Consider the following 20168-nt stretch of genomic DNA (forward strand, 5'->3'; position numbering starts at 1 on the left):
TTAATATAGGTTCATTAGAAAACTACTCTGGAGAAGTGATAGCCGGTAAAAACCTAACTATTGATTCAAAAAACCGCATTAATAACCAATATGGAACTTTACGTTCTACTAATACCACTAAAGTTACCAGCCCTATCGTCACGAATGGAACAACAGGAAATATTTCAGGTAATCGAGTGATTATTGATTCTGTATTAACTAACTAAAATAGTTCACGCTTAAAAGGGAGGTCATTTGACCTCCTCTTCATTCTACTCATAACAGAACTAATATTCTGAATTAATCACAACCTCTTCACCAAAGCGCCCTGCTTTTGGCAATGGTTGGTAAGATGAGTTTGCTGCGCGTAAAATACGCACACCGCGAATACCTAACTCATGCGCTGCTGCGATATCGGCATCAGCATCACCATAATATATGGTAAGTTTGTGATCACGCATCCAGCTTACTTTATTATTTTGGCCTGGCTCATCACCCGCAAAAATGACAGGTTGCATTTTATCTGCCGGTATTGCTAAACCTTCCTGAACGTATTTAGTTACTGTTTCTGTTTTGGTTTTCGTACGGCCAGTAATGAAATAAACAGTGTCACCGCGCTCTAAGTGCATTTTGACTAAATCAATACCCACTTGTTTTGGCATACTGAATTTGTCCCACTCATTATTCATTTTTTCCCAAAATTGCTGATTTTTGAGATAGCTAAAATCGTTAGGTGAGAACTCTAATTTACCACGGTAAAAACCTGGGCTCGAAAATAACACTGTATCATCGATATCAAACCCAACAGCCATCGGGGCTTTTCCTTCTAGGCTTTGTTTAATTTGCTCGATGGAGACCCAATGGACAGGCTGTTGTTGAGCAAGTTCAACAACGGTAACGCCAGGGCTTACGGTTTCTGGCATTGGAATTTTTGCTTGAGACGTCGCGGTAAAACTTAATGCCAATGCAATCGCACTCAAAGTCAGTGTTATTTTTTTCATGTTTCGTCCTTATTCAGGTTTATCCACTTAAACCATTCTTTATTTATCTGGATAAACTGGGTAAGTAATAGGTTTATCTGTAATTTTGCCTTTATTATCAGTTAATAAACCAATGTTTGTGAGTCATATCTCACAAGAGAGGTCATACTAAGACTTTTAGTTACATTAAAATGAGACAAATGTCTCATAAATATTATCTATTATTGATAGGTTTCATAATAATGTGAACTAGACCATTAATTTTCTTATTATTAATAAGGTTATGTTCAATTCAACCATTACCCAAAGATAGGTAATTTCTCTCATATAAAAGCTAATATATTTTAATAGACAATAAATTAGACAAAAACACGCTGAGGGGATGGCCTCAGCGTGTTTAATATTCGATATGCAATCAGTCTAGATGCGAGTACGACGTTTCGCTGTTGGTCTTGATGATTGACGTTTTGATGCAGGACGTGATGCGACTTGTGTATGGCGTTTTACCGCACGGCGAATTTGGTTCGCTTTAATACGACGTTGGTCACGCTCAACAGCAACCTTACTTTCCGTTTCTACTGGCAATTCCACCAGCTCACGAAGATAGTTAGTTTGCTCTAAACCAAGCTCCGTCCATCCTCCACGAGGCAAGCCTTTTGGTAAATCAATATCACCATAACGCACACGGATTAAACGGCTGACTTGGACACCAACAGATTCCCAAAGGCGACGGACTTCGCGGTTACGCCCTTCAGTCAAGGTGACGTTAAACCACTGGTTCATTCCTTCTCCGCCACGGTAAGAAACCGTTTTAAAAGAAGCTGGACCATCTTCCAGTTGTACACCATTGATTAACTGGCGAATTTTTGCATCATTAATTTCGCCAAATACGCGTACTGCATATTCACGTTCAACTTCACGACTAGGGTGCATTAAACGATTAGCTAACTCACCATCTGTCGTGAATAGCAATAAGCCGCTTGTGTTAACATCTAAACGGCCAACAGCAATCCAGCGAGCTCCTGTTAACCGTGGTAAACGGTTAAAAACGGTTGGGCGCCCTTCAGGATCATGACGTGTGCATAATTCGCCCTCTGGCTTGTAGTAAGCCATTACACGGCAGATTTCCTTTTCAGCTTCTTTGATCGCTAATAAACGGCCATCTAAACGAATTTTTGTTGCGGGTGTGACTTCAACACGGTCTCCTAGTGTAGCAATTTTGCCATCAACACTTATACGACCCGCTTGCAGGAATGTTTCGATTTCTCGACGAGAACCATGCCCAGAACGAGCAAGGATTTTCTGTAATTTTTCAGTTTTTTGCGGTTTTACGCTCATGTAACCCTCTGCTGTCGCCTTCACAGGCGTCAAATACCTTTTTGGCACGTTATTTTTGCCGCACCAAAAAGCAATGAATTTGAAAACCCGCGCATTATACACAGGTTTGTCCTGAACCCCTATTACTTATCTGTATATCGCACTTTCAATACTATTTTATTTAATTCAGTACTGAACCTTAGACTTTACAATAGTGATATTTACTCAAAAGGCGTTGGATCGCCAGTTCCGACTCGTGCTACAACTGGTGTATCATCAGTAAAGTCAATCACCGTTGTGGGTTTTTGCCCAATATAGCCACCGTGGATCACTAAATCGACTTGTTTATCAAGTAAATCGCGAATTTCTTCAGGATCTGATTGCGTGAAATCATCACCGGGCATAATCAAACTCGTTGACATCAACGGTTCACCAACCGCTTCGAGTAAATCTCGCGCAATCGGGTTCGACGGCACACGCAAGCCTATAGTTTTACGTTTTTCATTCATTAAACGCCGCGGAACCTCTTTCGTTGCCCGTAAAATAAAGGTGTAATTACCCGGCGTATTATTTTTAATTAAACGAAAAACGGTATTATCAACATGCGCGTAATTCGATAGCTCAGAGAGATCCCGACACATTAATGTGAAATTATGGTTAGCATCCAGCTGACGGATACGACAGATGCGCTGTAGAGCATCTTTTTCTTCTAAACGACATCCAATGGCGTACCCTGAGTCGGTAGGGTAAACAATCACACCACCTTTATTTAAAATTTCAACACTCTGGCTAATAAGTCTTGCCTGAGGGTTGTCCGGATGGATATAAAAAAACTGGCTCATACATACCTCTAATTTTTGGGTATCGACAGCATCACCCGGCAAAAATACCTATAAATGCTACTATCTCTTAATTCCATGAGATGACCTACTCAGAATAAATCATCACTTATAATAATTATTTTACACCGCATTATTAATACATCAATTGATTAGCTGCTTTTTACTGCATTCCAAAGCGTCCAAACTGCATTATCATCATTAGGTAGCCATAAGTTTCGGCCAAGTTCTATCCAAGAACATGGTCGATGAAAATCTGAACCAACAGATGTATGTAAATTAGCATTGTTGGCTAATTCAGCTAAATATTGCTTTTCATTTGGTGGTTGCTGGCAATGAGAAACTTCCATGGCATCCCCTTCACACTGTTTAAAATGCGCAACCAACCGTTTTAACCATTTATTGGATAGTTGATATTTAGCAGGATGAGCCAATACCGCAACACCGCCTGCCGCATGGATTGCGTCAATGGAGGCTTGAATTGTGCACCACTTCGCAGGGACATATCCTGTTTTCCCTTTTGATAAATAACGCTTAAACACGTTATTAATCGTTTTTTCTTTACCTATTTGCACTATATATTGTGCAAAATGTGCCCGCGTTACCTGCCCACCACCAGAAATGCGCTGTGCGTTCTCCCACGCATCATCAATGCCTGCTTTTTGTAATCGCCTGCCCATCTCAATACCGCGTTCGAAACGACGCTCAGATTGCTCTTCTAACAATTCAACCATAGCAGGGTGTGACGGAGAAAAATTTAACCCCACAATATGTATTTCAATATTTTCCCAAAGTGTCGAAATTTCAACACCATTGACTAGCTCAATTGGCCTTTCGTTTTCAGTAAGATAGCGGCGAGCCTCAAGTACCCCCTCACAAGTGTCGTGATCGGTAATTGCTAAAATATTAACCCCTTTTTCTATCGCACGTTCGATTAACGCGGCAGGAGTGAGTTCACCATCCGAGGCAGTCGTATGGCTATGCAAATCATAGCGAGTCACTAATGGCGTCGAGGCTGTCGACATATTGATATCTTCTCCAATTTCCATGAAAAACTATTTTTCCTAATAAATTAACAAAGCCCTTGACACAAACAATGCGATCTAGTTAACTAGTACGAAAGACAACCAAGACCAAAAATAATCAGTTTATCCAGAGAGGCATACAATGACTTTATTTAACTTATCAAATCGTTGGTGGCGTGACTTCCCAAATTGGGCGGAAGCCGCACGCGCATAGTTATTGTATGTTTCAGTGCCAAACCCGCCCTTCCTCGGCGGGTTTTTTAATGTCAAAAATTAATGTAAGGCAACAAAATGAACGAACAAAGCACCACATTAGCACATTTTACGTATCTGGATAGCCCAATTAATTATCAGCCTGATCCAACATTATTATTTAATCATCTGTGTCATCAAGTTCCATCAACAATGCTGTTGGAATCCGCTGAAATTAATAATAAAGCTAACTTACAAAGCTTGCTTGTTGTCAACAGCGCACTACGTATCCGTGCTTTTGGTCAAAAAGTTGAAATCGAAGCGTTAACGCCAAATGGCCAGGCTTTATTACCCAAACTATTAGCGCAATTAACAGATTTAATCATGCATCATAGCATGCAAGAAAATAGTTTAACGGTGACGTTCAGCCTACCGGCACAAGATTTAGACGAAGACAGCCGTCTAAAGGCGGCATCTTGTTTAGACGTTTTACGTGCGCTACCCGCTCTCGCGCAAACTTATTCGACAAAGCCTGAAAATCTGTTTGTTGGTGGGTTATTTGCTTATGATTTAGTCGCAAGTTTTGAAGATTTACCCAACGTTAATACCGTTAATCACTGCCCTGACTATTGTTTTTTTGTTGCTGAGCATTATTTAGTGATTGACCATCAAAATCAGGCTGCTCGGCTAAAAAGCAGCTTATTTAGCCAAAATGAGCAAGATGTCGAAACTGTTAAGCAGCGTCACGCACAAATTATTGCTTCGTGTCGGCCATTCTTACCTGCGCTTCCTTTAGCAACTGCGCCCGATTTTGCCGTATCGATAAACAAAAATGACCAAGAATATGGGGATGTTGTTACTTCATTAAAAGAAGCCATATACCGTGGTGATATTTTTCAGGTTGTGCCTTCACGTAAATTTACGATGCCGTGCTCGCACCCGTTGATTGCATACCAAAAGCTCAAAGCACAAAACCCAAGCCCTTATATGTTCTACATGCAAGATGACGCATTCACACTTTTTGGCGCTTCGCCTGAAAGCGCACTCAAATATGCGACAGAAAATCGCAAGGTCGAAATTTACCCAATCGCTGGAACTCGCCCTCGAGGCCGTAACGCACAAGGTGAATTAGACCTTGATTTAGATAGCCGAATTGAGCTTTCCATGCGCTCAGATGAAAAAGAGCTTGCTGAACACATTATGTTAGTTGACTTAGCGCGCAACGATTTAGCACGTATCTGTGAAGCGGGTAGCCGCTATGTTGCCAACCTAACTAAAGTTGATCGCTACTCTTTCGTAATGCATTTAGTTTCTCATGTCGTGGGAACATTACGCCAAGATTTAGATGTTTTTCATGCATATCAAGCCTGTATGAATATGGGGACTTTAACGGGGGCACCAAAGGTAAAAGCAATGCAGCTGATTGCGCAATATGAACAAGAGCGCCGCGGGTCATACGGCGGAGCCGTAGGATATTTTCAAGGAAATGGTGATTTTGATACCTGCATCGTTATTCGCTCTGCGTACGTAGAAAATGGCATTGCCACTGTACAAGCGGGAGGTGGCGTCGTTCTAGACTCCATCCCTCAAGCCGAAGCCGATGAGACCCGAAATAAAGCACGTGCTGTGATCCGCGCAATTGCCCAAGCACACCAAGTTAAGGAGTTATTCTAATGGCGAATATTTTACTGCTCGATAACGTTGACTCCTTTACTTATAACCTAGTAGACCAACTGCGTGCAGGTGGCCATAACGTGGTTATTTACCGCAACACCGTCAATGTAGAACATATTTTATCTGTATTAGAACAAATGATTTCACCAATTTTAGTCTTATCGCCTGGTCCAGGAAAACCTAGCGAAGCAGGTTCAATGCCAGAAGTTTTAAGGCGAGTAAAAGGCAAAATTCCTGTTATCGGTATTTGTTTAGGCCACCAAGCTATCGTAGAAGCCTATGGTGGGACCGTCTCTGCCGCAGGTGAAATTTTGCATGGTAAGTCATCAATAGCCACACATGATGGTTTAGCCATGTTTAATCATCTTGAAAACCCAATATCAGTGGCTCGTTACCACTCTCTTGTTGGTAGCCAAATTCCTGAAAGCTTGACCATTTGTGCCCAGTCAAATGGCATGGTCATGGCTGTACGTAATGATAGCGATAGAGTTTGTGGATTCCAGTTTCATCCTGAATCCATTTTAACAACGCAAGGCAAACAGTTGTTAGAAAATACCGTGGCATGGGCTCTTTCTACTCCCAATGCAATCGAATCCTCTCATTCGCACTAACGGAATACTAAAGAGCCAATTATGCAAAATATTTATGATAAATTATTTAACGCGCAACCGCTGACTCAACAAGAAAGCCAGTTCTTGTTTAATGCCATCATTCAAGGTGAATTGACAGAGCCTCAGTTAGCTGCTGTATTAATCAGCATGAAAATGCGTGGTGAACAACCACAAGAAATTGCTGGAGCCGCTCTAGCTTGTTTAGAAAATGCACAACCCTTTCCTCGTCCTGACTACTCATTCAGTGATATTGTTGGCACGGGAGGAGATGGCGCAAATAGTATCAATATTTCAACAGCGAGCGCATTCGTTGCTGCTGAATGTGGTATTAAAGTTGCCAAACACGGTAATCGTAGTGTTTCGAGCCGTTCAGGATCTTCAGATTTACTTGCAGCTTTTGGTATCGCTCTAGATCTCAGTGCACAAAGTGCTCGTGACGCATTAGATGATCTTGGAGTTTGCTTTTTATTTGCACCGCAATATCACAGTGGGTTTCGCCATGCTGCACCTGTACGCACTCAGTTGAAAACCCGAACGTTATTCAATGTATTGGGCCCATTAATTAACCCTGCTCGTCCGCCAATTGCGCTTATCGGTGTTTACCAAGCGTCATTGGTAAAACCGGTGTCTGAAACATTACAGATGCTTGGTTTCACCCGTGCAGCTGTGGTACACAGTGGAGGAATGGATGAGGTTTCATTACATGCAGTCACTCAAGTCGCTGAACTAAAAGATGGTAAAGTACAACATTACCAATTAACTGCAGATGATTTTGGGTTAAAACCGTATCAATTACGTGACTTAGAAGGTGGTACACCAGATGAAAACCGCGTATTGCTTAGTCATTTACTTCAAGGCCATGGGCAAGCCGCTCACGAAGCGGCTGTAGCGGCCAATGTTGCCATGTTGATGCGTATTAATGGCCATGAAGACTTAAAACAGAACAGCGAACACGCACTCGCAATTATTCGTAGCGGTAAAGCATTTGATCGCGTTACAGCACTCGCGGCAAGGAAACAATAAAATGAAAGCGACAGTCTTACAAAAAATTGTTGATGATAAAGTTGACTATTTAATCGAACGCAAAGGCAAACAACCGTTAGAGAGCTTTATTGCTGATATTCAGCCTAGTCAGCGTAGTTTCTATCACGCACTAAGCGCAAAACGCCCTGTTTTTATTTTAGAGTGCAAAAAAGCCTCTCCTTCAAAAGGGTTGATTCGTGCTGACTTCGACCCTGCAATGATAGCTAAAACTTATGCGCCCTACGCATCTGCGATTTCTGTTCTTACTGATGAAAAATATTTTCAAGGGAAAATGGATTACTTAACGATTGTCAGTAATATCGTAAAGCAACCCGTGTTATGCAAAGATTTTATCATTGACCCATACCAAATCTACCTTGCACGTTACTACCAAGCGGATGCTATCTTACTGATGTTATCTGTCTTAAATGATGATGAATATATAGCATTAGCTGAAGTTGCTCATCAACTTAGTATGGGAATATTAACGGAAGTCAGTAATGAGGAAGAATTAGAGAGAGCTATTCGGTTAAAAGCTAAGGTTGTTGGCATCAATAACCGCGATTTACGTGATCTTTCTATTGATTTAAATCGAACTCGTGAACTCGCCCCCCGCTTAGCGGAGGGTACCATTGTGATCAGTGAGTCAGGTATTCATCAGCATCAACATATTCAGTCGCTAAGACAATTTGCGAATGGTTTTTTAATTGGTAGTGCATTAATGGAGCAAGCTGACCTAGATAAAGCCATTCGAAGCTTGTTAGTAGGAGAACATAAAGTCTGTGGTTTAACCCGCGAACAAGACGCAAAAGCCGCATTTGAAGCAGGAGCACACTACGGCGGGTTGATTTTTGCTGAAACCTCCCCCCGAAAAGTGACGTTGTCACAGGCGCAAAATATCATCCATGCCGCGCCGTTAAAATATGTCGGTGTTTTCCGCAATCAATCTGCCGACTTTGTTGCCCATATCGCCAAACAGCTTGCTTTATCTGCTGTGCAATTACATGGTGAAGAAGATGCTTCTTATATCAATACGTTAAGAACATTTCTACCAAGCTACTGTGAAGTTTGGAAAGCACTCGATATGTCACGAACGACTTTAAATGACTACGACACACAAGGTATTGATGTGTTACTGCTGGATAATGGCTCCGGTGGAACTGGCAAAACCTTCGATTGGTCAGCAACCCCCTCGTCCACAACACAGAGATTAATGATAGCGGGCGGGCTTACCCCTGATAACTGCCTAGATGCGGCAAAGTTACTGTGCAACGGATTAGACTTTAATTCAGGGGTTGAAATTGAACCCGGTATAAAAAGCGAACAAAAAATAAATTTGGTGTTGTCAGCGTTGTTAGCCGAATCAACGGCTCACTAATACACAACGAAAGATAAAACTCCAACACCAATTAATGTAACTGATAAAATGGACAATCGATAATGAGCAAATTAGATCCGTATTTTGGCGAGTTTGGTGGACAATATGTCCCAGAAATTCTTATTCCCGCATTAAACCAATTAGAAGATGCGTTTATCGACGCACAAAATGATGCTGAATTTATTCGTGAGTTTCACGACTTGCTAAAAAACTATGCAGGTCGCCCGACTGCACTCACGTTGTGCCAAAATTTAACGGCAGGTACAAAAACAAAACTCTATTTAAAACGTGAAGATTTATTACATGGCGGCGCCCATAAGACAAACCAAGTATTAGGCCAAGCACTACTGGCTAAGCGAATGGGGAAAAGCGAAATTATTGCAGAAACTGGCGCTGGGCAACATGGGGTTGCAACAGCGCTTGCTTGTGCATTATTGAACATGAAATGCCGTATCTATATGGGCGCAAAAGATGTTGAACGCCAATCTCCCAACGTATTTCGTATGAAATTGATGGGCGCTGAAGTCATTCCTGTTCACAGTGGCTCAGCAACCTTGAAAGATGCCTGTAATGAAGCATTAAGGGACTGGTCTGGCAGCTATGATAAAGCACACTATTTATTAGGGACAGCGGCGGGGCCTCACCCATATCCAACAATTGTACGTGAATTCCAACGCATGATTGGTGACGAAGCAAAACAACAGATTCTCGAAAAAGAAGGCCGTCTACCCGATGCGGTAGTTGCATGCATCGGTGGCGGTTCAAACGCAATAGGCTTATTTGCCTCTTTTATTCCAGAAGAAAGTGTGAAATTAATTGGTGTTGAACCTGCAGGATTAGGGATTGAATCTGGGCAGCATGGCGCTCCATTAAAACATGGTCGTGTCGGAATTTATTTTGGTATGAAATCACCGATGATGCAAACCAGTGAAGGTCAAATTGAAGAGTCGTATTCCATCTCTGCAGGATTAGATTTTCCTTCCGTTGGGCCTCAGCATGCCCATTTAAACAGTATTGGTCGCGCAGAATATGTTTCCATAACCGATGATGAAGCCTTAAATGCGTTTAAATTATTATCACGTAAGGAAGGGATTATTCCTGCGCTAGAATCATCTCATGCTCTCGCTTATGCATTAAAAATGGCGGAGAAAGAACCGAATAAAGAACAGTTATTAATCGTCAATTTGTCTGGCCGTGGTGATAAAGATATTTTTACAGTACATGATATTTTAGTCAGCAAAGGAGAAATCTAATGGAACGCTACACCCAACTTTTTGAACGTTTAGCTCAGAACCACCAAGGCGCATTTGTTCCATTTGTCACTTTAGGTGACCCGGATGCTGAATTATCATTAAAAATTGTCGATGCCTTGATTGCTGGTGGTGCTGATGCATTAGAGATTGGTATTCCTTTTTCCGATCCACTGGCAGATGGCCCAACTATCCAAAATGCGAATTTACGCGCATTTAAAAGTGAAATCACCCCGACAATTTGTTTCGAATTACTCAGCCGCATTAGAGAAAAACACCCTACTATTCCTATCGGGTTATTAGTATATGCAAATCTAGTATTTACCAATGGCATCGAAAATTTTTATATTCGCTGCGAAAAAGCAGGCGTTGACTCGGTATTAGTTGCAGATGTTCCTATGTCTGAATCACAGCCATTTCGTGAAGCTGCACGAGCTCACAACATTGCGCCTATTTTTATTTGTCCACCAAATGCTAGTGATGAGCTACTTCAACAAATTGGAAAATATAGCCAAGGTTATACATATTTAGTATCACGTGCAGGTGTGACCGGCACAGAAAAACGCGCTGAAGCACCATTAGCCCATTTATTGAGTGAATTAAACCAATATAGCGCGGCTCCCGCCCTACAAGGCTTTGGAATATCAGAGCCTGAACAAGTCAAAGAGGCGATTAAAAATGGTGCAACTGGTGCAATATCAGGTTCTGCGGTAGTTAAAATTATTGAAAATAATCTTAGTCGCCCTGACATCATGCTTAATTTATTAACTGAGTTTGTTGTAAAAATGAAAGCAGCAACACAAAAATAGATAAAGAATAAATAGTAATCAAGCCATATTTAAAATTAATGGCTTGATTGCTTCAAAACATTTTTATAAAGAGATAAAATGACAAGTTCATTTTTCACACAATCACTTCTTAACTTAAATTCCCTTACATATATTTATATACTCTAAATAACCGTAATTTATTTTTCATTATAATTACTAGCTCACTCAATCATAAAAAAAACTTACCAAATCAAGCTTTATTCAAAGTAGTGGCTACGCATTACTACTTTGATAATTACCCTTACCAAAACCATAGCAGAGTAAATATTACCCATTGATATCATTTGTTATTTTATAATCAAACGTATAAATAGCTATATATATAGCAATATAGGTGCTTTACTCTTATTTTATTTACCCTTCTCAACTTTAACACAATTAAATTTTAATAATAATCAGTATATTGCATAATCACCAAGCTTTAATGGAATTTAAGTTAACTATTTTTATTTTATCTATAGTCTATTTTAGGGATATATATGAAACATTTCGCTAAGAACTCCAGCAGTCATCCAATGTTGAGAATTAAACCTATTTTTTTAAGTGTCTCTGTTATTTTAGGTTCAGCCTCTGTTGCCCACGCTTCAATTAATAACATTAATGGTGCTGGCGTCATTCATCAAAACAATGGCCCTACTATTGTTAATATTAATGGTGCGAGTAATAAAGGTGTTTCTCATAACATCTATAACCAATTTGACGTTAACCAAAAAGGCGTTATTTTAAATAACAGTGCGACCAGCAGTAATACGGTATTAGGTGGGCAAATAAATGGTAACCTTAACTTAAATAATGGTAATGGCCCTGCTACCGTTATTCTAAATGAAGTCAACTCAAATAAAGCTAGTACACTAAGCGGTATGATTGAAGTTGGTGGAAATAAAGCTCAAGTTATTGTTGCTAACCCATCGGGTATTACATGTAATAACTGTGGTTTTATTAATACAGATAGAGCAACCTTAACAACGGGCATTCCTATTGTTGCAGCTGGTGATATTCTTGGCTACAACGTTTCAAATGGCCAAATCACGATTAACAACCGTCTACAGTCAGACTCACCAACAGATATCATCGCTCGTTCGGCAGTTATTCGTGGAAATATTACAGCTAAAGAAATTAATGTTATTACTGGTAATAACTTTGTTGATGCAGATGCAACTAACATCACTAAACTACCAGGCTCAAATTCAACACCTCGTGTCGGTATTGATGTTGCCGCTATGGGTGGCATGTACGCAGATAAAATTACTTTAGTTTCTACTGAGAGTGGAACTGGTGTCTCTAACCTAGGTATGTTATCAGCAGGTTCAGGTGGTATTAAAATAGATTCGACTGGACTAGTTTATAACCAAAATGCACTAATGAATTCGAATGGAAACATCGATATTAAATCTAACGGTTTATATAACAACTCATCCATCGTTGCTCAAGGTGATATAGGTATCAACAATCACAATACAGTTGTCAGCAACAATGCGGGATTAATTAAATCTAACGGTGGTAATATCAAAATCGCAGCTGGTACTATCAATAACAACCAGAGGGGGGTTATTCATGCACAGCAAGATATAGAAATTAATACAAATAATTTAACTAACAACAACGGCTCAATTAAAACTAAACAAGGCAATATTGATATTACTTCTACAAACTCTATAGATAATTCATATTCTATCTATCATGGCGCTATCAATGAGCCTGAGCGTGGTATCAGAGCCGGTGGAAAATTAACTATCGATACGACCAAACTCCATAACAATTATTCAGTTCTTTCAGGACAGGACGTTGCGTTAACAGGGCGTTATATTATTACTAATGATAGTAATGGCCAAATTATCGCAAAAAGAAGAATCGATATTGATGCTGAAACACTACAAAACCAGAATGCTTTGATAAAATCAACTAACGGCCAAACTAATATTACGCTATCAAGTAATTTATTAAATAACCGTCATGGTGTTATTGATAGCGGTAAGGCATTAAATATTAAGGCAAATATTCTTTACAATGACGGTTCACTCATTTCAAATGCAGGTAAATCTAAATACAATGTAACTACTTTAAGTAATCAAAATGGTTATATCAAAGGGAACAACCTTGATATCAAAGCAACTTATGTTGGAAATGATAAAGGTTTAATTACTGCAGACTCTAATGTTGTCATAAATTCTAGTCAGATAGATAACACTAATTCAGCACAATTCAATAATAGTGGAAATATCTTCGGTGCTGCCGGCTATACTGGTGGTATCTATGCCAAAGATGGTTCTGTAACCATCAAAGGAACTAATTTAAATAATAAATATGGAATTATCTCAGCCAATACTTTCCAAAATGTAGGAACTGATGGTGATGTTAGAATTAACTTAAAAAACAACCTTGAAAATAGCTACGGAAAAATTTTAGCGTCTAAAACCATTAACTTGGATATGAATAGGTTAAATAATACCTATTCTGGCTTTATCCGTGCTGGTAAAGATCTCTCCATTAACGCATTTAGCCGCGTAGAAAACAACAATGGGGTATTAAGTTCATATGGAAAAACTGAGATTACAAGCCCTGTAATTTACAATAGTCCTTATGGCCGCATCTTAGGCTCTACTGTCGTTTTAAATACATCTAATTATTACTAATTAGCTGATTCAGGAGGCCTTTGGTCTCCTGGTTCATGATATCAACCTTATATTCACTTAGCTAAAAAATTCGGTAGTTATTATTTCTTATTTAAATATTCAATGGTTAAAACATACTAATGTTTATCTTATTTTCCCTTTCATTTTCATGTTTATACACCTAAGTATAAAACCTTATTCATCCTATAACAGAGTAAATATTACCTTTTGATTTCATTAAAAATTAATCGAATCTAAAAATATAAAACCATAACTAAATCAATATTAGCATTAACCTCCCATTTAGTTTCTCATTAGTTAGTTAATATAATTAATTTTTAATTAATTTAAATTTAAAGCATAATCTTAGCAATTTCAAATCAGCTAAAAATAAATATTTTCATAACGACAATTTTATTATAAGGGTATATATGAAAACCGTCTTAAAATGCTAACAATGCTAAACATAGATAAGATAATTCTCATATAAGATAGAAATTATTTTCTACAAGCCTCTTCTAATTATATTTTAATCATAAGAATATATGTGGTAACCATGAATTTTCGATTTATTTTTTTATCTGCAACTTTATTATCTTTTCCATTATACATATCAGGTAATACTGCACAAATCATTGATCAACAGATCAATAATCAAGCAACACAAGATAGATCTCGTCAGCAACAAACACAATTAGAAACTAAAGACGTTTTAGGTAAAAACAGAGAACAAGCAAACAATATTTTAGTTTTTGATGATGAGAAAGACTGCTTTGAAATGAAACGAGTTATTTTGCTTTCCGAGCCAAAGCTCCCATCAATGCGACCTTTAGAGACATATGCAAATCAAGTCGTTGGTGTTTGTATTGGTATTAACGGTGTAGAAACACTCGCTAAAGGCCTACAGGATAAAATAATTAAGTCAGGCTATGTAACAACTCGGGTTAATATTCCTGAACAAAACATTAGCGATGGTACGTTAACTTTGCAAATAATCCCTGGCAAGGTCGCTAACGTGAAATTAACGGAAGGCAGTGATACCTATATTACTTTAGGAGCAATCATACCTGCTAGAGAAGGCGATATCCTAAACATTCGCGATATTGAACAAGGTTTAGAAAACCTTGAGCGTATACCTGGAGCCAAAGTCAATATCGAGCTAGCACCAGGTAAAGAATTCTCAACTTCAGATATTTCAATCCAAAGGGAAAAGTCACCTCACTTTAACGCTGGTGGTTACTATAATAACTCAGGCAGCCGGCAAACGGGTAAAGACCAAGTTGGCGTTACCCTTTATGGAAACAACCTTACAAGCTTAAATGATACTATATATGTATCAGCGGGTAAAAATTTAAAGAACCAAGCACGCAATAGTAGTAGTAATGCTGCGATTTATTATTCAGTTCCTTATAACTATTGGCTTTTCTCTCTCTATGCTAGCAAAAGTGAATATAAACAAACCATTAATGATACTATTGCTAGTTATAAGTACTATGGTGATAGTAAATATTATAATACGACAGCAAGTAATGTATTTTTACGTGGACAAACTTATAAAGATACCGCATCTATTCAACTAATTAAGCGTAAATCAAAATATAAATTAGAAGATGTCACCTTACTTTCACAACAACGCGACTTAACCAGTCTGAAGCTTGGCGTTAGCCACCGACAGAATATTGATAACTCAACTGTTGACGCTTCAATTTACTATCAACGTAACGTACCTTGGTTTGGAGCCGACGAAAGCTGGGATATGAAATACGGTGATGTCAGCACCATGGGGCGACTATTCACTCTCGATGTTTCAGGAATGCTCCCTTTTGCGTTCAATGATTTTGTGATGAGTTATAACCCACAATTATTTGTACAATATTCACGAGACCGTTTAACCATCCAAGATCAATTCTCGTTAGGTAACCGTTGGACTGTACGTGGTTTTGATGAAGAGTTTTCACTAATCGGAGATAAGGGGTTTTATTTACGAAATGAATTTAACTTTTATATCCCTGGCTTCTCCTTTTATCCCTACTACGCACTTGACTATGGCAGAATATTTGGAGGTGTTTATCCTCTAGGCCTCTATTCTGATGACCAATTATTAGGTACGGCTATAGGCATGAGAGGTAATGTTAATATATTCAGTTATGACTTATTTCTAGGTGTACCACTTTATAAGCCGGATGAATATGAAACTAGCAGTGTCAATGCTGGATTAAACGTGCAGTGGTTTTGGTAATTTAATATTGCAAATTTGAATAATATCTTAAAGCTGAATATGCTCCTGTATTCAGCTTTTTTATTTCAAGGTAGTTAGTCTCAATATTTTATTTAATCTTTATTAATCGCCCTAAATAGTGAAAACCAATAAGTACCTTTACTTTATTATCACTCTATAACACTAATTAATATATTATAAATATCATCATCATGATTTGTTATTATTATGATTATCACTTGTTAAATATATGTTCGATTTTAATAGTAATTGAAAAATCCGAGAATACGAATATTCTCGGATTTCCTACTTCTCTCTAATCCTTCAGAATTCAGGTAGTACCTGTATTGCGTCCAATCAAATTCTTAGAAACGGTAACCCGCACCAAACATAAATACAAATGGGTCTAAACGAGTATCAATTTTGTGTGTGTCATTACCCGCTTTAAATTTCACATCTGTTTCAATATTCATCCACCACACTGAAGCATTCAGCATCCAGTTATCAGTCAGCATGTAGTCCATACCTGCTTGTGCTGCAAAGCCCCAAGAGCTTGATAAATCAAGATCTGATAAACCGTTAGCTTTCCCTGTTGAGTTAAATTTCTCATCAAAGAAGAAGGTATAGTTAACACCGGCACCTAAATAAGGGCGTAATTTATCTTCTTTACTACCAAAATAATACTGCGCCATTAAAGTTGGTGGTAAATGTTTAACAGTTGCAATTGTACCTAACGGTCCTACGCCAACTTTGTGTTCAAACGGAGTTGCTGCTAATAATTCCACACCGATATTATCAGTAATCATATACCCAAATGTTAAACCTAATTGAGTATTGTTATTAACATCAAATGAACCTAAACCTAATACATTTTCAGAACCCGCATTTGGACGTACCGTTGCAGTACCTGTACGGAAAATAAAGTCGCCAGCTTCATGAGCAATAGAAACTGCTGGAGCTAAAGTTGCAGCAGCTAATACAAGCGCAGTGAGTTTTTTCATTATCAATCCCATTCCTATGTTTTTATTTTAGGAAAATATACCGTATTATTTAAATTGATGTTCAAATCAAGATCACATCTTTTACTAATTTATAGGTAAACCAATAAATATGGATTTATTATTCCATTTATTGTTTTTTTATTTTTGATTTAAATCAATTTTTATAAAGTAACTAACAAAATAAAAATTTGATTTCTAAATATAAATATTTATTTCAATATTTAAACATGTATTAAAAATACAATTTATATAAGCTCATTTTTTTAGTTAATTAAATTCGAGCATCATGAACAATATATTTTTCTTAACCTCCCGATTTTTATTATCTTTCTCTACCTCTAGGCGAGATACTCAGTTACAATTAGATTAAAATTTTGATCACGTTAGTAGATAGGAGCAGTGTCATGTCCATTTCGGCCAACTCACTCATTAGTGATAGTATCAATTTCTTTAAAAATCAATTGAGTGGCCTCCTCACCATTGTGCTCTTAGCCACCGTGGTAAGCCTTGTCATTTATGCGATGATGATCCCCAATGAACAGATGATAGGTGTTCTTGCACAAGCACAGAGTAAGATGATTGAGTCTGGTAATACGGGCTTACAAGACTGGATCCTAAGTCTATCTGAAGAAGATAAAAGCAGTATTTTGCGTGTTTCTTTTGGTTTGATTCTTTCCGTTACTCTTGGCAGCTTGCTCCTTATTTGTGGCACATTATCCTATATCTCAGGGATGTCACGTGGCGAAGATATGACAGGTCTTCAAGCGATAACATCATCACTGAACAAAGCACCTTCTATGTTTCTTCTGTTGGTCGTGTGCTCACTGCTGATCCAATTAGGCATCACAATTATGGTTCTACCCGGCATTGTACTCGCCATTGGGTTTTCCTTAGCGCCAGCAATTTTAATAACAGAAAGTACCAACTCCTTCAGTGCGATGGGAAAAAGCTGGAAATTGGCCTATGCAAACTGGCGTGTTGTCTTACCGATGATTTTAATTTGGATGGCAGCTCAAATGCTTATCAGTGTGCTATTGGGTAACCTTAATATGAATCATATCCTTATTAATGGTATCTCTTTTTTACTCAATAATGTTGTAGCTGCATTCGCTTTAATTTACTTTTATCGTTTATATATGCTGATCACTAAAAAATAATATAATTAAATAAAATAGAAAGGTATCAAAAGATACCTTTCTATTTACATTATTTTTAAGAGTTATCTGAGTAAGTATCCGTTGGTGTAATTCGATTCTCACAATCATGCTCTAATATACCTGAATCCCTTTGGCTCTCTTGTGCTTTTCTTTCTTCAACACATTTCATTTGGATCTGTTGCTTACTTTGAATTAAACGAATTGCAAAATAAATATCAGGTACCACTAATAGGTCATCATCTGAACGATTAATTTTATTTTGTTCTAACCAACGATTAAGCGAGGTTCTCCGACCCGCTAATACCAAAGTTACCCCTTTCGCCTTCAAAGATGTCACAATGTCATTCAATGTGGAAAATACGCTCACATCATTATGCGTAAAGCTGACGGCAGCATCCACAATCACCCAAGCCGGCCTCTTCCGTTGATTATCTAAATGTTTATTTAACCGCTCTTTAAAGTAATTCACATTGAAATAGGTGAGTGGAGAATTGAAACGATAAATAAGGACTCCATCAACTTCTTGAATATCATTTTCTGATGTCATCGAATGCAACATACCGTGTTCATCTACGCCTAATAGTTGGTCTGTCGGCCTAAATATGACCCGGACAAACTGCAATAAACCCAATAGAACCGCTAAGCCTACACCACTGATCAAGCCAACCACCAGCACTGCACATAATGTGAAAACACATAAGAAAAAAGCTTCTCTATTGCGTTTACGCATCGAAAAAATACTACGGAAACTGAGCAAGGAATAAGTAGATATAATTAAAACCATCCCTAAAGCAGGCATAGGGATATATTCCAATAAATTTATGGAGAAAAGTAAAACAGCTAAGATAGTTACCGCAGCAACGAGGGAAACTAATTGCGTTTTCCCCCCCATCATATCATTAACCGCAGTGCGGCTACTCGCAGCACTAACCGCAAACCCCTGGCCAAAAGCAGAAGCAATATTTGCCATCCCTAACGCTCTTAATTCTTGATCTGCATCGACGGTATAACCATTTTTGCTCGCAAAACTGCGAGCCGTCATCATAAAACTGACAAAACTAATCACGGCTAAGTTTAATGATGGAATAACAAGGTCTCGGAGTAAACTTGGTGGAAAATCAGGCAGTGGTATATGCGGGAGCCCTTCACCTAAATCCCCAACGGTGCTAATACCATATTGCTCAAGATTAAATAAAATACTCGCTGCTGTTGCCAAAACCATTGCAATTAACAAAGATGGCCACTTACTGCGCACTCGCTTAATCACTAAGGTAATTACCAATGTTACAATAGCAACTAATAATGTCGGAATATGTGTTTCCACTAACGCTAATGGAAAAGCTATTAATCGCTCAATAAACCCTGAAGGCAAGGTCGTAATACCAAATACTTTACTAATTTGACTAACGATGATCGTGAGGGCGACCCCATTCAGTAAGCCTTGCAATATTGGTCTAGATAAAAAATCTGCGAAAGTCCCCAAACGAAATCTTGCTGCAATCAAACACCAAACCCCGGTCATAAAGCTCATGACGATAATCAGCTGCCAACGAACAGTTTCATCCCCCATTGCGAGTGGAGCGACAGCGGCTGCAATCACCGCGCATGTTGCAGCATCAGGCCCAATAATTAATTGTTTCGACGTGCCAAATAACGCATAGAACAACATGGGTAAAATACATGAATACAATCCAACAATTGCATTCACCCCCATTAATTCGGCATAGGCAATAGCAACAGGTAAAGCAACCGCAGCGACAGACAACCCTGCTTTAACATCAGGGCCTAAGTCAGCACGTTGATAGTTAAACAGTGTTTTTAAACCTGGCATCCAGACAAATAGCCTTGCCTTTATCATGGGGGAAAAGTACCTATAAATTAGTAAGTTAAATTATTTTCTATACTATATATATCCGAACTAATAAAGTTTATCTAGAAGTAAGTCAAATTATCGTAAAATAGTGCAAATATGATTGGTAACAAAGCATGTTTATTGGTAAAAAGGTGCAAACTTTTAACAATTGATGCCAAAATCGGTTAAACTAGGCTATTACCTTTACGTTGAGGCGCTGCATTCACTGT

General features: G+C 38.5%; 14 protein-coding genes, 1 pseudogene and 1 other annotated feature. Of the genes and pseudogenes, 9 read left to right on the forward strand and 6 right to left on the reverse strand.

Annotation, left to right across the window (positions count from 1 at the left end; translation table 11 throughout):
• Positions 1-206, forward strand: a 206-nt coding sequence (locus PR800_RS05030) for a hypothetical protein (protein ID WP_272530334.1), incomplete at its 5' end; no start/stop codon positions are given.
• Between the two features lie 60 nt (positions 207-266).
• On the opposite strand, the gene aphA is transcribed toward PR800_RS05030, so the two are convergent.
• The 4 genes from aphA to rnm all read right to left on the reverse strand — a co-directional run bounded on the left by aphA (position 267) and on the right by rnm (position 4140).
• On the reverse strand, positions 267-980 hold the full coding sequence (gene aphA, locus PR800_RS05035) for an acid phosphatase AphA (RefSeq protein WP_102138627.1): 714 nt from the start codon (positions 978-980) through the stop codon (positions 267-269).
• A 399-nt stretch (positions 981-1379) separates the two neighbouring features.
• Entirely contained in the window at positions 1380-2297 is a 918-nt protein-coding gene (rluB, locus tag PR800_RS05040; protein ID WP_168222841.1) for a 23S rRNA pseudouridine(2605) synthase RluB, read from the reverse strand.
• Between the two features lie 200 nt (positions 2298-2497).
• Complete coding sequence (locus tag PR800_RS05045; RefSeq protein ID WP_036957701.1) at positions 2498-3118, reverse strand: L-threonylcarbamoyladenylate synthase; 621 nt, start codon at positions 3116-3118, stop codon at positions 2498-2500.
• Positions 3119-3267: 149 nt separating this feature from the next.
• On the reverse strand, positions 3268-4140 hold the full coding sequence (rnm, locus tag PR800_RS05050; protein ID WP_166265040.1) for an RNase RNM: 873 nt from the start codon (positions 4138-4140) through the stop codon (positions 3268-3270).
• 163 nt (positions 4141-4303) lie between these two features.
• Positions 4304-4405, forward strand: a sequence feature (Trp leader region).
• Between the two features lie 26 nt (positions 4406-4431).
• Between rnm and PR800_RS05055 the strand changes: the two genes are divergently transcribed.
• From PR800_RS05055 to PR800_RS05085, 7 genes and pseudogenes are all read left to right on the forward strand, one after another.
• Positions 4432-6006 carry an anthranilate synthase component 1 gene (locus tag PR800_RS05055; RefSeq protein WP_166264918.1) on the forward strand — a complete coding sequence of 525 codons (1575 nt, stop codon included), beginning with the start codon at positions 4432-4434 and terminating at the stop codon, positions 6004-6006.
• Positions 6006-7640: pseudogene (gene trpD / locus PR800_RS05060) on the forward strand (bifunctional anthranilate synthase glutamate amidotransferase component TrpG/anthranilate phosphoribosyltransferase TrpD). Before PR800_RS05055 ends, trpD begins: the two are co-directional and overlap by 1 nt.
• Position 7641: 1 nt before the next feature.
• Positions 7642-9018, forward strand: a complete 1377-nt coding sequence (gene trpCF / locus PR800_RS05065; RefSeq protein ID WP_272530336.1) for a bifunctional indole-3-glycerol-phosphate synthase TrpC/phosphoribosylanthranilate isomerase TrpF — start codon at positions 7642-7644, stop codon at positions 9016-9018.
• Between the two features lie 62 nt (positions 9019-9080).
• Complete coding sequence (gene trpB, locus PR800_RS05070; protein WP_272530337.1) at positions 9081-10271, forward strand: tryptophan synthase subunit beta; 1191 nt, start codon at positions 9081-9083, stop codon at positions 10269-10271.
• Positions 10271-11077 carry a tryptophan synthase subunit alpha gene (gene trpA / locus PR800_RS05075; RefSeq protein ID WP_272530339.1) on the forward strand — a complete coding sequence of 269 codons (807 nt, stop codon included), beginning with the start codon at positions 10271-10273 and terminating at the stop codon, positions 11075-11077. Before trpB ends, trpA begins: the two co-directional genes overlap by 1 nt.
• A gap of 500 nt (positions 11078-11577) precedes the next feature.
• Positions 11578-13731 carry a two-partner secretion domain-containing protein gene (locus PR800_RS05080; RefSeq protein ID WP_272530340.1) on the forward strand — a complete coding sequence of 718 codons (2154 nt, stop codon included), beginning with the start codon at positions 11578-11580 and terminating at the stop codon, positions 13729-13731.
• Positions 13732-14266: 535 nt separating this feature from the next.
• Complete coding sequence (locus tag PR800_RS05085) at positions 14267-15949, forward strand: ShlB/FhaC/HecB family hemolysin secretion/activation protein (RefSeq protein WP_272530341.1); 1683 nt, start codon at positions 14267-14269, stop codon at positions 15947-15949.
• A 344-nt stretch (positions 15950-16293) separates the two neighbouring features.
• Here the strand turns inward: PR800_RS05085 and ompW are convergent, their stop codons facing one another.
• On the reverse strand, positions 16294-16929 hold the full coding sequence (gene ompW / locus PR800_RS05090) for an outer membrane protein OmpW (protein ID WP_102138635.1): 636 nt from the start codon (positions 16927-16929) through the stop codon (positions 16294-16296).
• Positions 16930-17333: 404 nt separating this feature from the next.
• Between ompW and PR800_RS05095 the strand changes: the two genes are divergently transcribed.
• Entirely contained in the window at positions 17334-18086 is a 753-nt protein-coding gene (locus PR800_RS05095) for a YciC family protein (protein WP_272530343.1), read from the forward strand.
• A gap of 55 nt (positions 18087-18141) precedes the next feature.
• Here the strand turns inward: PR800_RS05095 and PR800_RS05100 are convergent, their stop codons facing one another.
• Positions 18142-19944 (reverse strand): SulP family inorganic anion transporter, encoded by a 1803-nt coding sequence (locus tag PR800_RS05100; RefSeq protein ID WP_195697162.1) that lies wholly within the window; start codon positions 19942-19944, stop codon positions 18142-18144.
• Positions 19945-20168: the final 224 nt, after the last annotated feature.

Source organism: Providencia sp. PROV205 (assembly GCF_028479505.1).
In the GTDB taxonomy this organism is placed as follows: Bacteria; Pseudomonadota; Gammaproteobacteria; order Enterobacterales; family Enterobacteriaceae; genus Providencia; species Providencia huaxiensis.

Bases quoted from the DNA above. Each gene is read 5' to 3' on its own strand.
- PR800_RS05045 (WP_036957701.1), bottom strand. From the start codon at position 3,118: ATGAGCCAGTTTTTTTATATCCATCCGGACAACCCTCAGGCAAGACTT.
- ompW (WP_102138635.1), bottom strand. From the start codon at position 16,929: ATGAAAAAACTCACTGCGCTTGTATTAGCTGCTGCAACTTTAGCTCCA.
- trpB (WP_272530337.1), top strand. From the start codon at position 9,081: ATGAGCAAATTAGATCCGTATTTTGGCGAGTTTGGTGGACAATATGTC.
- PR800_RS05100 (WP_195697162.1), bottom strand. From the start codon at position 19,944: ATGATAAAGGCAAGGCTATTTGTCTGGATGCCAGGTTTAAAAACACTG.
- PR800_RS05055 (WP_166264918.1), top strand. From the start codon at position 4,432: ATGAACGAACAAAGCACCACATTAGCACATTTTACGTATCTGGATAGC.
- trpCF (WP_272530336.1), top strand. From the start codon at position 7,642: ATGAAAGCGACAGTCTTACAAAAAATTGTTGATGATAAAGTTGACTAT.
- PR800_RS05085 (WP_272530341.1), top strand. From the start codon at position 14,267: ATGAATTTTCGATTTATTTTTTTATCTGCAACTTTATTATCTTTTCCA.
- PR800_RS05095 (WP_272530343.1), top strand. From the start codon at position 17,334: ATGTCCATTTCGGCCAACTCACTCATTAGTGATAGTATCAATTTCTTT.
- rluB (WP_168222841.1), bottom strand. From the start codon at position 2,297: ATGAGCGTAAAACCGCAAAAAACTGAAAAATTACAGAAAATCCTTGCT.
- aphA (WP_102138627.1), bottom strand. From the start codon at position 980: ATGAAAAAAATAACACTGACTTTGAGTGCGATTGCATTGGCATTAAGT.
- rnm (WP_166265040.1), bottom strand. From the start codon at position 4,140: ATGTCGACAGCCTCGACGCCATTAGTGACTCGCTATGATTTGCATAGC.
- trpA (WP_272530339.1), top strand. From the start codon at position 10,271: ATGGAACGCTACACCCAACTTTTTGAACGTTTAGCTCAGAACCACCAA.
- PR800_RS05080 (WP_272530340.1), top strand. From the start codon at position 11,578: ATGAAACATTTCGCTAAGAACTCCAGCAGTCATCCAATGTTGAGAATT.